The sequence below is a fragment of the Rhodococcus sp. 21391 genome, from assembly GCF_016772255.1.
GTDB classification, from domain to species: Bacteria; Actinomycetota; Actinomycetes; order Mycobacteriales; family Mycobacteriaceae; genus Rhodococcus_F; species Rhodococcus_F opacus.
In genome coordinates this window covers 982992-999092 of sequence record NZ_CP063781.1, presented here as the reverse complement: position 1 = coordinate 999092, position 16101 = coordinate 982992, and the positions used below count along the sequence as shown (strand labels likewise).

At 65.8% G+C, this 16101-nt stretch carries 11 protein-coding genes; 1 reads left to right on the top strand and 10 read right to left on the bottom strand.

What is annotated here, in order from left to right; all coding sequences use genetic code 11:
* Positions 1 to 83: 83 nt before the first annotated feature.
* Positions 84 to 3590: a DNA-directed RNA polymerase subunit beta gene (gene rpoB, locus GO592_RS04740; protein ID WP_005258235.1), complete on the bottom strand. Its 3507-nt coding sequence runs from the start codon at positions 3588 to 3590 to the stop codon at positions 84 to 86.
* 408 nt (positions 3591 to 3998) lie between these two features.
* Here rpoB and GO592_RS04735 point away from each other — a divergent pair, with 408 nt between their 5' ends.
* Positions 3999 to 6161, top strand: coding sequence for an MMPL family transporter (locus tag GO592_RS04735; RefSeq protein ID WP_007298069.1), 2163 nt, complete (start codon positions 3999 to 4001; stop codon positions 6159 to 6161).
* A 108-nt stretch (positions 6162 to 6269) separates the two neighbouring features.
* Here the strand turns inward: GO592_RS04735 and GO592_RS04730 are convergent, their stop codons facing one another.
* The 9 genes from GO592_RS04730 to GO592_RS04690 form a co-directional block, all read right to left on the bottom strand.
* The gene (locus GO592_RS04730; RefSeq protein ID WP_039951608.1) at positions 6270 to 7208 is read right to left on the bottom strand and encodes a hypothetical protein; all 939 of its coding nucleotides are present in this window, start codon (positions 7206 to 7208) and stop codon (positions 6270 to 6272) included.
* Between the two features lie 79 nt (positions 7209 to 7287).
* Entirely contained in the window at positions 7288 to 7884 is a 597-nt protein-coding gene (locus GO592_RS04725; protein WP_007298072.1) for a hypothetical protein, read from the bottom strand.
* Positions 7885 to 8018: 134 nt separating this feature from the next.
* Positions 8019 to 9266, bottom strand: a complete 1248-nt coding sequence (locus GO592_RS04720; RefSeq protein ID WP_005258243.1) for an MCE family protein — start codon at positions 9264 to 9266, stop codon at positions 8019 to 8021.
* The gene (locus GO592_RS04715) at positions 9263 to 10561 is read right to left on the bottom strand and encodes an MCE family protein (protein ID WP_007298073.1); all 1299 of its coding nucleotides are present in this window, start codon (positions 10559 to 10561) and stop codon (positions 9263 to 9265) included. Before GO592_RS04715 ends, GO592_RS04720 begins: the two co-directional genes overlap by 4 nt.
* Positions 10558 to 11814 carry an MCE family protein gene (locus GO592_RS04710; RefSeq protein WP_007298074.1) on the bottom strand — a complete coding sequence of 419 codons (1257 nt, stop codon included), beginning with the start codon at positions 11812 to 11814 and terminating at the stop codon, positions 10558 to 10560. Before GO592_RS04710 ends, GO592_RS04715 begins: the two co-directional genes overlap by 4 nt.
* Positions 11814 to 12809, bottom strand: a complete 996-nt coding sequence (locus GO592_RS04705) for an MCE family protein (protein WP_007298075.1) — start codon at positions 12807 to 12809, stop codon at positions 11814 to 11816. The genes GO592_RS04710 and GO592_RS04705 overlap by 1 nt, the downstream gene beginning before the upstream one ends.
* The gene (locus tag GO592_RS04700) at positions 12806 to 13885 is read right to left on the bottom strand and encodes an MCE family protein (RefSeq protein ID WP_005258253.1); all 1080 of its coding nucleotides are present in this window, start codon (positions 13883 to 13885) and stop codon (positions 12806 to 12808) included. The genes GO592_RS04705 and GO592_RS04700 overlap by 4 nt, the downstream gene beginning before the upstream one ends.
* Positions 13882 to 15240 (bottom strand): MCE family protein, encoded by a 1359-nt coding sequence (locus GO592_RS04695; protein WP_037204233.1) that lies wholly within the window; start codon positions 15238 to 15240, stop codon positions 13882 to 13884. Before GO592_RS04695 ends, GO592_RS04700 begins: the two co-directional genes overlap by 4 nt.
* Complete coding sequence (locus GO592_RS04690) at positions 15237 to 16097, bottom strand: MlaE family ABC transporter permease (protein WP_005258256.1); 861 nt, start codon at positions 16095 to 16097, stop codon at positions 15237 to 15239. Before GO592_RS04690 ends, GO592_RS04695 begins: the two co-directional genes overlap by 4 nt.
* Between the last annotated feature and the right edge of the window lie 4 nt (positions 16098 to 16101).

The window sequence follows — 16101 nt, the reverse complement described above, 5'->3', positions numbered from 1 at the left end:
CGGTGGCCGCCGATACCTGACTGCCAATTCAAATGTGAACTACGCCCCCGGACCCTGATTTCTCAGGACCCGGGGACCGAAACCTAGTTCGCGAGGTCGTCGACCGTCGCCGCTTCGTTCCGGGACAAGTTGATGCCCAGGTTCGCTGCGGCCCGCTCCAGGTCCTCGTCGTCACCGTCGGCCATCGCGATGGCCGCGCCGTCCGAGGACAGCACCTCCACGTTGAGGCAGAGCGACTGGAGCTCCTTCAGGAGCACCTTGAACGATTCGGGAATACCCGGCTCGGGGATGTTCTCGCCCTTGACGATGGCCTCGTACACCTTGACTCGACCCACCACGTCGTCCGACTTGATGGTGAGCAGCTCCTGCAGCGTGTATGCCGCGCCGTAGGCCTGCATCGCCCAGCACTCCATCTCACCGAAGCGCTGGCCACCGAACTGGGCCTTACCGCCGAGCGGCTGCTGGGTGATCATCGAGTACGGACCGGTCGAACGAGCGTGGATCTTGTCATCGACCAGGTGGTGCAGCTTGATGATGTACATGTAGCCGACCGAGACCGGGTACGGGAACGGCTCGCCGGAACGGCCGTCGAACAACGTGGCCTTTCCGTCGGACGCGACCATGACCTCGCCGTCGCGGTTCGGCAGCGTCGAACCGAGGAGACCGGTGAGCTCGTCTTCCTTGGCGCCGTCGAACACCGGGGTGGCGATGTTGGAGTCGGCAGGTGCAGACAGCATCTCCTCCGGCAGCTGCTCCGCCCAATCGGGACGGGAGCCGTCGCCGGCGATCTGAACGTTCCAGCCGGTCTTGCCGATCCACCCGAGGTGGGTCTCCAAGATCTGACCGATGTTCATACGACGCGGAACACCGTGGGTGTTCAGAATGATGTCGACCGGAGTGCCGTCGGGCAGGAACGGCATGTCCTCCTGCGGGAGGATCTTGCCGATGACGCCCTTGTTGCCGTGGCGGCCGGCGAGCTTGTCGCCGTCCTGGATCTTGCGCTTCTGTGCCACGTAGACGCGGACCAGCTCGTTGACACCGGGGGGCAGATCGTCGTCGTCGTCGCGCGAGAACACGCGGATGCCGATGACCTTGCCGGTCTCACCGTGGGGAACCTTCAGCGACGTGTCGCGAACCTCGCGGGCCTTCTCACCGAAGATGGCGCGCAGCAGGCGCTCCTCGGGGGTCAGCTCGGTCTCACCCTTCGGCGTGACCTTTCCGACCAGCACGTCGCCGTCACGAACCTCGGCACCGATACGGATGATGCCGCGCTCGTCGAGGTCGGCGAGGACCTCGTCGGAGACGTTCGGGATGTCGCGAGTGATCTCCTCGGCACCGAGCTTGGTGTCGCGGGCATCGATCTCGTGCTCCTCGATGTGGATCGAGGTCAGGACGTCCTCTTCCACGAGGCGCTGCGACAGAATGATCGCGTCCTCGTAGTTGTGGCCTTCCCACGGCATGATCGCGACGAGCAGGTTCTTGCCGAGCGCCATCTCACCGTTCTCGGTGCAGGGGCCGTCGGCGAGGACCTGTCCGACCTCGACACGCTGCCCCTCGTCCACGATCGGACGCTGGTTGGCGCAGGTGCCCTGGTTCGAACGCGCGAACTTGCGCATCCGATAGGTCTTGCGGCTGCCGTCGTCGGCCATGACCGTGACGTAGTCGGCGGAGACCTCTTCCACGACACCGGTCTTCTCGGTGACGATGACGTCGCCCGCATCGACGGCGGCACGCAGTTCCATGCCCGTACCGACCAGCGGAGCCTCGCTGCGAACGAGGGGCACCGCCTGACGCTGCATGTTCGCACCCATCAGGGCACGGTTGGCGTCGTCGTGCTCGAGGAACGGAATCATCGCGGTAGCGACGGACACCATCTGCCGCGGCGAGACGTCCATGTAGTCGATCTCGGCGGACGAGACGAACTCGACCTCGCCACCCTTACGACGGACCAGAATGCGATCGTCCGTGAAGTGACCGTTCGCGTCGAGGGCCGAGTTGGCCTGGGCGACGACGTGGCGGTCCTCTTCGTCCGCGGTCAGGTAGTCGACCTGGTCGGTGACCTGGCCGTTCTCCACCTTGCGGTACGGCGTCTCGATGAAGCCGAACGGGTTGACCCGTGCGTACACCGACAGCGAACCGATCAGACCGATGTTCGGACCCTCAGGGGTCTCGATCGGGCACATGCGGCCGTAGTGCGACGGGTGAACGTCTCGCACCTCGAGGCCGGCGCGCTCACGGGACAGACCACCCGGGCCGAGGGCGGACAGACGACGCTTGTGCGTCAGCCCCGACAGCGGGTTGTTCTGGTCCATGAACTGCGACAGCTGGGAGGTTCCGAAGAACTCCTTGATCGCAGCCACGACGGGCCGGATGTTGATCAGCGTCTGCGGCGTGATGGCCTCGACGTCCTGGGTCGTCATGCGCTCACGAACCACGCGCTCCATGCGGGACAGGCCCACGCGGATCTGGTTCTGGATGAGCTCGCCGACCGTGCGCAGACGACGATTACCGAAGTGGTCGATGTCGTCGACCTCGACGGGCACCGCACTGCCGCCGGGGGCGGTCATCTCGGTGTCACCGGCGTGCAGGCGCACCAGGTACTCGATGGTGGCGACGATGTCTTCCTCGGTGAGGGTCGACGCGACGATCGGCTGTCCGAGGTTCAGGCCCAGCTTCTTGTTGATCTTGTAGCGACCCACGCGAGCCAGGTCGTAGCGCTTGTCCTTGAAGAACAGGTTCTCCAGGAGCGTCTGCGCGCTCTCCTTGGTCGGCGGCTCGCCCGGACGCAGCTTGCGGTAGATGTCGAGCAGCGCCTCGTCGGTGCCGGCGGTGTTGTCCTTCTCCAGCGTCGCCATGAGGATCTCCGAGAAGCCGAAGCGCTCGGTGATCTGCTCGGTGGTCCAGCCGAGGGCCTTCAGCAGCACGGTGACGGGCTGGCGGCGCTTGCGGTCGATGCGGACGCCGACCGTGTCGCGCTTGTCCACGTCGAACTCGAGCCATGCACCACGGCCCGGGATGACCTTGACGCTGTGCAGGTCCTTCTCGGTGCCCTTGTCGACGGAGTGGTCGAAGTAGACGCCGGGGGAACGCACCAGCTGCGAGACCACGACACGCTCGGTGCCGTTGATGATGAACGTGCCCTTGTCGGTCATCATCGGGAAGTCGCCCATGAAGACCGTCTGGCTCTTGATCTCACCGGTGTTGTTGTTGATGAACTCCGCGGTGACGAACAACGGCGCCGCGTAGGTCATGTCTTTGTCTTTGCACTCGTCCGTCGAGGCCTTCACCTCGTCGAAACGCGGGTCCGAGAAGGACAGAGACATCGAGCCCGAGAAATCCTCGATCGGGGAAAGCTCCGCGAGAATGTCCTCGAGACCTCCGGAGATTGCGCTGTCGCCACGAGCGGCGGCGCGTTCGCGCCAGCTCTGCGCACCGATCAACCACTCGAACGAATCGGTTTGTACATCAAGAAGCCCGGGAACTTCGAGGGGTTCGCGAATCTTTGCGAACGAAACCCTCTTCGGGGCTCCGGGGATTCCGGAAACTGCCTTGGTCTGGCTAGAGACTGCCAAGATGCGTCCTTCCAGCACCTCACGCGGGCCGCTCTTGCTGTTGCGACCGCCGCTGTATCTGCTTCGAATTTCGCTGGTCACAACCCGAACGAAACTCGTCACAGTTGCTGAAGAGTGAATCACTTCGCAGCGGTGCGGACGAGGGGTGGACAGGAGGCAGCCAGCGCAACGTCCAAAAGTACACCCAAACTCAGTAGATGTCGAGTCGGGCACCCGAAACAGCACCCAGCCGGGCGCTTGGCCACGCGTCACTGCGCATGTTCACGCATCAGAGTGACGCGTGATCATCGCGGCGTCAAGAGTTAGGGGGCGTGTCGCGTCGTTTCGCGAGGCCCGGGCCGTTCCCGCCGCCCCTTCCCAGCCGCTGACGGGCGGTGAACAATATGCGCACGCGATCGCCGTCGATTTCGCGAGGGAAGCAGAGCCGTGACGCGCTGGAGTTCGTTCGTCGTCGCCCGTCCGAAGCTGGTCCTCGCCGCCACGGTGCTGCTGGTGCTGCTCGGCGGGGCGTGGGGATCGGGTGTGTTCGACCGGCTGAGCCTCGGCGGGTACACCGATCCGGGCAGCGAGTCCGCGGGCGTCGAGCGCCTGATCGAGGGGACGTTCGGACGGCAGACCCCCGATCTGGCGGTCACCTACCACGCACGTCCGGGTTCGACGATCGACGACCTCGGGCCCGAGGTGGCCGCGCACCTCGCTCAGATCGACCCCGGAATGCTCGCCAGCACTCCCCTGTCGTACTGGTCGGCGCCGCCGCAGGCGACGGAGTTCCTGCGGTCCACCGACGGCACCGAGGGACTGGTGGTGCTGTCGCTGAGCGGCGACGAGAACACTCGGATCGCCGCGTATCACGATCTCGAACCCCTACTGGTCATCGACGGCACGGATGCGGAGTTCAGCGGCTTCAGCGCGGCCGCCAACGCCTTCAACGAGGTGTCCGAGAGTGATCTACTGCGCGCCGAGGCGGTGTCGTTCCCGCTTCTGCTGCTCCTTCTGCTCGTCATCTTCGGCGGCCTCGTCGGCGCGGCCGTCCCGCTGTGCGTCGGCGGTCTCGCGATCCTCGGCGCCCTCGGCGCCCTGCGCGTGATCTCCTACTTCACCGAAGTCAGCGCATTCTCGGTGAACATCGCGAGCCTCGTCGGGCTCGGCATGTCCATCGACTACGGATTGTTCGTCGTGACCCGGTTCCGCGAGGAGCTGCGGTCGGGCGCCCACACCGACGACGCCGTCCGCCGGACGCTCGCCACGGCCGGCCGGACCGTGGGGTTCTCCGCCCTCCTCCTGGTGTGCGGCTTCGTGGGCATGCTCGTGTTCCCCCAGGCCATCGTCCGGTCGTTCGCCTACGGCGGGATGGCGGCCATCGGGATCGCCGCCGTGTTGTCGCTGTCGGCGCTGCCCGCGGCACTCGCGCTGCTCGGACCTCGCATCAACTCGCTCACCTGGCGACCGGGTGTGGTCGAACGCGGCGAAGACCGGGCGCACCGGTTCTGGGGCGGCGTCGCCGCCCAGGTCATGCGGCGGCCCGTCCCGATCGCGACGGCCATCGTTGCGGGGCTGCTCGTGCTCGCCGCGCCCCTCGCTGGCGCATCCTTGGGCGATCTCGATCACACCGGGCTGCCCGCGACTCACCCGCTCCGGCTCGCCGTCGACGATCTCGCCGCCGACTTCCCGCTCGCCAACAACGGGGCGACGCTGATCCTGCAGGGCAGCGACGGCAAGGCCCCGCCCCCGGCCGCCACGGCAGAGCTCTTCCGGGCGACGGCCGCGGTCGACGGCGTCCAGCGGGTCGTCCCGGTCGGCGCAACCGACACGTTCGTCGCCATCCGGGCCATCTTCGACGACGCCGACCGCACGACGGGGGCCATGGCGACGGCCGCCGCACTGCGCGACCTCCCGCCCCCGGAAGGCACCGAGAAGATGCTGGGCGGGTTGAACGCCCTGACCGCCGACGGACTGGACGCGATGGCGGCGCGGCTGCCGTGGATGATCGGGATCATGGTGGCCGTCACCTTCGTGCTGATGCTGCTGGCGTTCCGGTCCGTGGTGCTGCCCCTGAAGGCGATCGCGATGGCCACCCTGAGCCTCGCCGCCTCGTTCGGCGTGCTCACGTGGATCTTCGAGGACGGCCACGGTGCCGAATTCCTCGGCGTGACGCCGGGGCCGCTGCCCGCGACGATGGTCGTCCTCATCATCGCGGTGGTGTTCGGGCTCTCCACCGACTACGAGATCTTCCTGATGTCGCGAATGGTCGAGGCCCACGACAAGGGTGCATCGACCGAAGAGGCCGTGCGGATCGGCACGGCACATACGGGGCGCATCGTGACTGCGGCCGCCGCGTTGCTGATCGTCGTCACCGGCGCGTTCACGCTCTCGGAGCTGACGATGATGCGATTCATCGGACTCGGCATGATCGTCGCGCTGCTCATCGACGCCACCGTGATCCGCATGATGCTGGTGCCTGCCCTGGTGAAACTGATGGGTGAGGCCAATTGGTGGGCGCCGGGATTCCTGGCACGGAAGGCACCTGCCCCCGGTTCACCCGAGGATCCGAAACCGACACCGCAGCAACAGATTCCCATCCAATCGTGAAGACGATCGGATGGGAATCGGTTCGCGTTGCCGGAGACGACAATCCGGCGAGCACCTGCGCAGCGTGCGCGGATCTCGTTCCGGCTCAATTCTTTCCGGGCGTCAGGATCAGCCCTCGCTGTCGGAGATGTCGGACAGCACCCACTTGCCGTCGATCTTCTCCATCTTGATCGACAACGGGGTCGCGGCACTGCCCTGAGCCACGGCATCACCGGTGGCGCTGACGTTCATGTGCGCGAGCAGCTCGGCGCGGTCGCCGTCGAGCACCGTGACGCCGATGTCGGTGACGGAGGCCTGGGTGGCCGTCTTGGTCTGGATGGCGGCCTCCTTGGTGGTGTCGGCGGTCGAGTCGAATTCGTCACGCTTGGCGTCGTTGAGGTAGCCGCGCGCCTTCTCGAAGTCCTGATCGATCGTTTCGTAGCTGTACGTGTACAGCGTCTCGATCGCCTCGGTTCCCGCCTTGGTCACCTCGGCAGTGGCGCCTTCGTCGACCCAGGCGGTGTTCGTGATGTCTGCGCCGGGCTTGAATGCCGCGACGACCGCGAACACCCCGAGCACCACCGCCACGGCTCCGAGGATCCCGACGAGCTTCCAGGTGATCTTGCCGGAGCCGTTGTCATCGGCCGCGGTCTCGGCGGCGGTGGGGGCCTGCTGCTTGCTGATGCGCGGTTGAAGGTTGGGCACCTTCGTCTTTCCCGCGGACGCGGTCTTCGCGGTCGACACCGACTTGGCCAGCGACACGGTCGCGTTCGTGTCGGAGGTCTTCGACGCCCCGTCGGACGCGGCGGAGGAGGCCGCGGCGGCTGCTGCTGCTGCTGCGGTCGTTGCGGCCTCGGCCTTCGCCACCGGGGCCGACTTCGCGACCGGCTCTTGCTTCTTCGCCGGTTCCGGCTTCGTCACCGGCTCGCTCTTCGTCTTCGCCACAGGCTCCGTGGCCGGGGCTTCCGATCGGGCCGGCTTCGGCGTTGTCTGACGGGTCCCCGCCACGCGCGGACGCCTGCCCTTTGCAGCGCTGTCCGGCACGTTGTTTCGGCGCTTGGGGGGCATAGTTCACCACTTTCTCATTACACGACGAGCTGTCGTCGACGTGGACACCGCAGCGACATGCCGCCGCGGCACATCAGGACTACTGACCGCCACTGTCGCCTTCGGGCGCCTGTTCAGCCGGCGCCTGCTCGGCGGGAGCCGGTTCGGTGGGGGCCGGGGCGGGAGCCGCGCCGTCGGCGGGCACCGGACCGCTCTCGAGCGGAATACGCCCGCCCACCGGTTCGACCGACGAGGCCTTCCAGACCCCGTCCACGTCCTGGACGTCCATCCGCATCGTCACCTTGGCCTTGTCGAAGCGGTCCGGCCACGTGGTGGTGACTGCCACGACGACCAGCGCCTTCGCGGTGCCGTCGTCGGTGTTCAGTTCCGTGAGTGTGCCCTGGATCAGCTCGGCCTTGCTCGCCGCACCCGACTGACGCATCTGGTCGGTGAACCCGTCCATCGTCGCCTGGAGGTCCTGGTTCATCTTGTCGCCCGTGATCGACGACTTCATGTTCTCGAACGATCCGTCGAGGTCTTTCGAATCGACCGAGTTGAGGTTGATCGCGGCCTGCTGGGCGCCCGTCAACGCGGAATCGCGTGCGTCGGCGATCGGCTTGTCCACGAAGAGAGCGCGCGCCCACCCGAAGCCAAACCATCCGGCTGCGACAACCGCGATCACCACCAGTGCGGTCACCGCAGCAAACGAGGCCTTCAGAGTTCTGTCCTTCCCCGGAGTCGATTGTCCCGACTCCGGGGGCGTGGTAATTCGCGTCACACCAATACCCTACTGATTGTTTTCTTCTACTCGCCCTCGGTCGGGACCGAATGCTACTTGGGAGTAACCCCGAGGAGCGGCGCGAGCTGCGTTGCGATGGGATTCAAGTTGAGAGTGTCAGGCATGACCTTCGGCTTGAAATCCCACGGCTGGATCGTGTCCGGATCGGCGAACACGATGCGGTCTGCACTTCGCACACCCGTCACGCTTCCCTGGGGAGCGTCGCAGTTGGCCTTCGTGTTGTACGGGAAGTCCTGCTGGGTGTCGTCGAAGTTCGGGTCCTGCCGCTTCATCTCGGCCAGGATTTCCTGTGTCCCTTCGTAACCGAGTGTGCACGACGGCGGATTGTTGGTTTCCAGGACGATGCCCTGATGCACCGTGCCGTCGCCGGGAGCCACCGTCGACGCGGACGCCGCGATGGCAGGCAGGAACATCAGGATCGGCCGCAGCGCGATCGCCTGCGGAGCCAGTTTGTCGCCGACAGCGGCGAGGTTCGTCAGGTCCGTGGTGAGACTCGGACCGATCTGGTTCACCAGCAGACCGACCTCGTCGCTCGCCGGAATTCCCTTGTCGATGATCGCGCGGAGATCGGGGTCGCTGGTCCGCAGCTGCGCCGCAACCGCGTCGAGGTCCGAACTGAACTGGGCGATCGCGGAGGACTGATCGGACTGCGTCGCCAGCACCGTCTGGCTGTCCCTGATGAGGGCCAGGGTCTGCGGGAGGACGTCGAGTCCGTCCTTCGTCAGCGTCGACAGCGAATCCGCGAGTGTCTGCAGATCCTCGCCCTTGCCGTTGAATGCCGTTCCCAGCTGGGTGACGACCGTGCGCAACGAGTCGACCGGAACCGACCGGACCAGACCGTCGGTGGCCATCAGCACCTGCTCGACCGGAACGGGTGTCGACGTGTCGGCCTCGGTGATCACCGAGCCCTGTTCGAGGAACGGCCCCTGGTCGCTGTCGGGCTGCAGGTCCACGTACTGCTCACCGATCGCGGATCGGTTGGCGACGACGGCCTTGGCCGACGCCGGGATGTCGGGCCCACCCGAGGAGATCTTCAACTCGACGTTGATTCCGTCCGCGGTCAGGGACAGCTCGCCGACCCGGCCGACGGGAACTCCGCGGTACGTGACTTCGGCGTTGGTGAAGATGCCGCCGGAGTCCTTGAACTGCGCGTTCACGTCGAATTCACCGAACCCGAGCAGGTTGTCGAGGCGGACGTATTTGGCGCCGACGTAGACCAGCCCGAGCATCGCCACGATGGCGAACGCGACGAGCTGGATCCTGACCAGTCGTGACCTCACTGTCCACCCCCGATTCCGAACTGCTCCAGCAGTCCCCCGAGCGGGTTCTGCGGCGACGGCGCTGCGCCGTCCGTCGTGCCGTTCTCTGCACCGTTGCGCGCCGCAGGCGCGGTTCCGGGGAGACCCGGGATCCGCAGACCCGTCGGGGCGGGGATGATCGGCGGAATCGGCAGCAGCGACACCGTCGGCCATCCCGGCTTCGGTCCGTTGCCGTTGTAGTACGGGTTCGAGGGATCGACGATCGGCTTGGGCTCACCGAACTTCGGCGGCACGTACACCGGGTCGCCCTGACCGACGCCGAGCGCGCTGAGCGCATCGCCGATCTGCAGGTCGACCGTGAGGAACAGGTTGACCGATCCGCCGAGCGCGATCTTCTCGACACCGTCCGGGAACGGGACGGTCGGGATGAACGCGAGCGAATTGGGCAGGTCGTCGCCGGACTCGGCGAGCGCCTTCAGCGTCGGCCGCAGTGCGAGGAGATCCGCGATCAGATCGTTCTTCGACCTGTTGATCACGTCCGTGCCGACGGTACCGAGCCGGTCCAGCTGCGTCAGCATCTGGGTGAGCTGCGGACGCTGCTCGTTGAGCACTTCGGCGGCGATCGGGAGCTGATCGAGGATCAGCCCGATCTTCTCGTTCTGTTCGTTCACCCGTGTGGTCAAGGTGTCGAGTCCGTCCAGGGCGCGGGTGATGTCGTCGCGCTGCTGGTTGAGACCGTCGATGAGCGTGTTCGCCTGCTCGAGAAGTCCGCGGACACGATCCTCACGCCCGTCGAGTGCGGTGGTCAGTTCGTGCACGATCGGCTGCAACTGGCCGACGCCGCCACCGTTGAGCAGCAGCGACAGCGCGCCGAGTACCTGCTCGATCTCGGTGGCGTGCCGGGTGCGATCGAGGGAGATCGTGTCGCCGTCCTCGAGCCGCGCGGGATCCTTGTCCTCCGGCGGTTCGGACAACTGGACGAACTTCTCGCCGAGCAGGTTCGTCTGCTCGATGGCGGCGACCGCGTTGGCCGCGAGATCGACGGACGAGTCGAGGACGACCTCCACCTCCGCCGTCCAGCCGTCCGGCGCCACCTTGATCGTTTCGACCCGGCCCACCGGAACACCGTCGACCTTGACTGCGGACTGCGGGACGAGGTCGAGGACATCGTCGAACTGGATCGTCAGGTGCATCGGGTGGTCACCGACATCCGGACCGCCCGGCAGCGGAACTCCGTAGATTCCCTCCGACGAGCATGACGTCACTGCAATGGCGACGGCGCACGCACCGGCGCCGAGGATTACCGACCGCTTCATTCGCCCTCACCACCCGTTGCGCCTTCGAATCGCGGCGACACGACACCCGGCACCGTGCCGGGCGTGACCGTCCGCTGAATGTTGTCGGCACTCATGATCCCGAAGGGAAGCACGAGCGACGGCGTCTTCGCCGACTGCGTGATCTGCGACGTGATGTTGGCGCAGTTGTCGATCAGCGGCTGCATCTGACGCCCGAGTTGCTCGAACCGCGGATCGCCGGGAACCAGCTTGCCGAGGTCGATCAACTTGCACGCGACGCCGGCCGGATCCTGCAGATCCGGGAACGCCAGACGCGATGCCAGGTTGCCGGACTCCGCGTCGTAGGAGTTGGCCAGGTTGCTGATCGCCAGCGGAAGCAGGGTCAGCGAGTTGACGAGCGACTCGCGGTTGTCCGCGAGGGTCTGCGTCACCGGAACCAGATCGTCCACGTTCTCGGCGAGGATCTCCCGGTTGTCGGCCACGAACTTCGAGACGTCGCCGAGGGCGATCGCCAGCTGGTTGAGGGCGGCACCGAGGTTCTCCCGCTCCCCCGCAAGGAATCCGGAAAGTTCGGAGAGCTGCGAATTGAAGTCGCGGACCTGCTGATCGTTGGCCGCCAGCGCACCCACGAACACCTGGAGGTTCTTGACGGTGTCGAACAGGTCGCCGCGGCTCTCGTTGAGCGTGCGGGCGGCGTCGGACAGCTGATTGATGCTCTGCCCCAGCGCCTCTCCGTTGCCGTCGAGGTTGGCCGCGCCGGTCTCGACGAACTGGGACAGCGCGCCTTCCTTGTTCGCCCCGTCCGGGCCCAGAGCGGTCGAGAGCTTCTCGATGCTCGCGTACAGCTCATCCACCTCGACGGGAGTGGCCGTGCGGTCACGCGAGATGACGGCACCGCTCTGCATCTTGTCGCCGCCCGTGTAGGCAGGCGCGAGCTGGATGTAGCGGTCGGACACCACGGACGGCGTGACCTGGGCTGCCTTCGCGTCGGCGGGAATGTCGACGCCACGATCGACGCGCATGTCGACCTTCACCTGGTCGCCCTGCGGTTCGACACCGTCGACGGATCCGACCTTCACACCGAGGATCCGCACGTCGGAACCCTCGTAGATGCCCACCGACTTGTCGAAGTACGCGGTGATCTGCGTGGTTCCTGCGCGAGTGAACAACCACCACAGGGCCCCGGCGATCACCAGCGCGACGATGACGATTCCCGCGATGAGGGCGACCCCGCCGCGTCCGCCGCGCTCGGCTCCGTTCTCGACGTCTGCCATCAGTTACCCCCCAACGTGCGGACGGGATCGCGCGGACCGGGAATGTCGGGCAGACCCGGCGGCAGGAGGTTCACCACGACCTGGTCGAACCAGCGACCGTTACCGACCACGTTCGTGTACAGGCGGACGAACGGCTCGTACAGTTTCATCGCCTTGTCCAGGTTCTCGTTATTGGCCTTGAGGATCTCGACGACACCGTCGAGCTGTTCGAGTGCGGGACCGATGGCGGCCTCGTTGTCGCGCACGAGTCCGGTCAACTGCTGCGACAGCCGCTGAGTTCCGGTGAGCAGCTGAGAGATCGACTGCTGACGGCTGTTGAGCTCACCGAGCAGCAGACCGGCGTCGCTGATCAACCTGTTGAATTCGGCATTGCGGTCGGCGAGGACCTTGGTGGTCTTGCCGGTCGCGTCGAACAACTTCTGCAGTTCCTGATCGCGGCTGGCGATGGTCTGCGACAGCCTGCTCACACCGTCCAGGGAGGCTCGGATCTCCGTGGGAGTTCCCTCGAACGCCTGCGACAGCGTCACCATGCTCTGTGCGAGCTGATCGGAGTCGATGTCACCCACCGTCTGTGCGGCGGCCGAGAACGCTTCGATCACGTCGTACGGAGACGTGGTGCGGTCCAACGGGATCACGTCGCTCGGATTCAGGGTGTCCGAACCACGGGGGTCGAGGGCCAGGTACTTCTGACCCAGGATCGTCTTGATCTGGATGGACGCCGACGTCTCGTTGCCGACCCACGCGTCCGACACCTTGAAGGCGACGTCCACATGGTCCCCGTCGAGTTCGACGGACGTGACCTTGCCGACCTTGACGCCGGCGATCCGGACCTCGTTGGAGGGCTTGAGCCCTGCCGCCTCGGAGAATTCGGCGTGATAGGTCGATCCGGCGCCGATGAACGGCAGCGAATCGAGAAAGAAAGCCGACAGGGTGGCCAACAGCACCACGAGAATGCCGAGGGCACCAGCCACTGCCGGGCTGCGACGTCTGCTCATCGTGTCTGCAACTCCTGTAGGCCGTCCTGCGTGCACCGTTTCGCCGAGTTCGTATAGAGCGGCTGGTTGACGGTGGGCAAGCCCGTGGGCAGGTTCAGTTGGGGCGCGGTACCTGGTCCTGCGACGATGTCGACTCCACAGAGGTAGAACTGGAACCAGGATCCGTAACTGGCTGCCCGGCCAAGCTTCTCGAGCTTCACCGGAAGCGTCTGGAGAACGCTGTTGACCGTGTCGGAGTTACGGTTCAACGTCGTCGCCAGCGTGTTCAGCGACGTGATGGATTCCTGGATGGACGGTCGGGTGGGTTCGAGCAGGTCGGCCGTCGCGTCGGTCAGTCCCGCGAGGGACGTCACCGCCGAACCGACGGTTCCCCGCTCGTTCGCCAGGCCCGTGACGAGTTGCTGGGTGTTGACGATCAGCGAATCGAGTTGATCGTCACGCTGATTCACCGTGGCCAGCACGTCGTTGAGGTTGTTGATCACCGCACCGATCACCCGATCCTTGTCGGCGACGGTGTTGGTGAGGCTTGCCGTGTTCTCGACCAGTTCCGTGATGGTTCCCGACTCGCCCTGGAACACCTGGATGATCTGGTACGACAACTTGTTCACGTCGTCGGCGCTGAGGGTCTGGAACAGCGGACGGAACCCGTCGAACAGCGTGGTGAGGTTGACGGCAGGCTTCGTCCGCTCCATCGGAATGGTGTCGCCGCCGCTCATCTTCATTCCCTGCTGCCCCTCGCCCTGTTCGAGCGCGATGTAGCGCTGCCCCACGAGGTTCCGGAAGCGGATGGTCGCGGTGGTGCTGGCGGGCAGCCAGTCCCGTTCCGACACCGTGAACTGAACCTCTGCCTCGCGGTCGTCGTGGATCGCGATCTTCTCGACCTGACCCACACGCACACCGGCGATGCGGACCTCGTCGCCCTCGTTGAGCGAGGTGACGTCCGAGAAGATCGCGTTGAACTTGGTGCCACCGCCGCCACCGAGGTTGGCGATGGTGGCGGCCAGTAGACCGGTCGCGAGGATGGTGACCACGGCGAACACGATCAGCTTGACCAATGGTGCGGCCAGGCCCCTCACTTGAAGCTCACCTCAGTCCCCCTCATGGTCGGCGCGCCGACGAGTGTCGTCCAGCTCGGCACGTCCTCCGGCGCCATGCCCCCGGCCTCGCCGTAGACGACGTCCAACGTGTCCTGCTCCATCTTCGAACCCGCGTAACTTGCGGGCGTGACCTCAGCTCCGTACCCCGGGACCTGATCGGGGACTCCGGCGGGCGCCGGGAGGAAGTCGATGGTCGACGGGCCGGGATTCCGCGAAGGCACCTGGTAGGCACCGTCGTTGTAGGACGACCCGCCCGGGTACTGCGGGAACTTCCCACCCGGAGCGGTGACGTTGTCATAGCAAGCCGGTCCGCGGTTGTCGAGCAGCCGCGGCTCGTCCTGGTTGGGCACGTAGCGACCCTTCGGATTGACGAACTGCACGCTGGCACGCACACCCGGGTACGGATCGTCCGGTGCCAGCAGTTCACGGGCGACGGGAGCGGACTTGGCGAAGCCCGCGAACGTGCAGCCGAAACTCGGCGAGTAACGGCCGAGGATCTGCAGTGCCTCACGCGAATCGGCGGCGATACTGACGATCGATTCGGCGTTGGTCTGCAGTAGATCCGCGGTGCTGGACGCGGTTCCGGTCAGCGACGCGAGCAACGTGGAGATCTCGCCCTGCTTCTCCACCACGGTATTTCCGGTGGTACGGAGATTGTCGAGGGCGTTGACCAGGTCGGGCGCCGCCTCGGAGTACGTCTGCGAGAAATCTGCCAGACCGCGCAGATCCTCCTGGATGGCAGGAAGTTCCGTGTTCAGCCCGCCGAAGATCTCCTCGAGACGGTCGAGCGTCAGTCCGAGTTCGGCACCGCGCCCGCTCAGTCCCTGGGACAGCGCGCCGAGCGTGTTCGCCAGGTCCTGCGGCGGAATCGCCTGCAGCAGCGGCAGCAGACCGTCCAGAACCTCGCCGACCTCGACGGCGTTGCCACTCTTGTCCTGACGCAGCGTATCGCCGGCCTGGATCGGCGGAGCGGTGTCGCCCTCGGGAACGATCAGCGACACATAGCGCTCACCGAACAGTGTCTTGGGCAGCAACCGCGCCGTCGCGTTGGACGGAATCAGCTGCGCCTTGTCGGGCTGGATCGCAAGATCCAGGGTGACCTCGCCCTCATGGGAGGACGCCGAGCGCACCTCGCCGACGATGAGGCCGCGAACCTTCACGTCCGCATTGGGCGGCAGGGCATTTCCGGCGGTGTCCGTGAGGAGGTCGATCTTGACGACCTTGGTGAACGTCTTGTTGAACATGCCGATCGTGAAGACCAGGAACAACGCGAGGACGAGGAAGAACACCAGCCCCAGCACCCGTCGGCCCACAACAGATGTCGTGTTGCTCATCCGGCCACCCTCACTGTGGTCGTCGTGCCCCAGATGGCGAGGCTCAGGAAGAAGTCGAGAACGGCGATGGTGACGATCGCGGTGCGGACCGCCCGACCCACGGCCACACCCACACCGGCGGGACCACCCGACGCGTGATAGCCGTAGTAGCAATGGATCAGGATCAGCACGAACGCGAAGATCAGCACTTTCGCGAACGAATACAGGACGTCCTGCGGTGGCAGGAACAAGTTGAAGTAGTGGTCGTAGGACCCGGTCGACTGGCCGTTGAACACGGTACTGATGACGCGGGAGGCGAGATAGGCCGCGAGCAGACCGACGATGTACAGCGGTATGACGGCGACGAATCCCGCGATCATGCGGGTGGTGACGAGGAACGGCACACTCGGTACCGCCATGACCTCCAGCGCGTCGATCTCCTCCGAGATGCGCATGGCGCCGAGCTGCGCGGTGAAACCACAACCGACGGTGGCCGAGAGCGCGAGTGCCGCAACGATCGGCGCGATCTCACGGGTGTTGACGTACGCGGACAGGAAGCCGGTGAGGACCGAGCTGCCCAGCTGTTCGAGCGCGGCGAAACCCTGCAGTCCGACGACGACGCCGGTGAAGCCGGACATCATCGCGATGACGCCGATGGTGCCGCCGATGACGGCGAGCGCGCCGCTGCCGAATGTGACCTCGGCGAGCAGCCGGAGCACTTCCTTGCGGTAGTGCACGAGAGTGTGGGGCGACCAGGCGATTGCCCTGGCGTAGAACGACATCTGCTCGCCGGCCCGGTCGAGCACGTTGAGCGGCGCACGACCGACTCGGCGTGCCGCCATCAGCGTCCGGTCACCGCGTCCCTTGGCGATTGTCATCGGG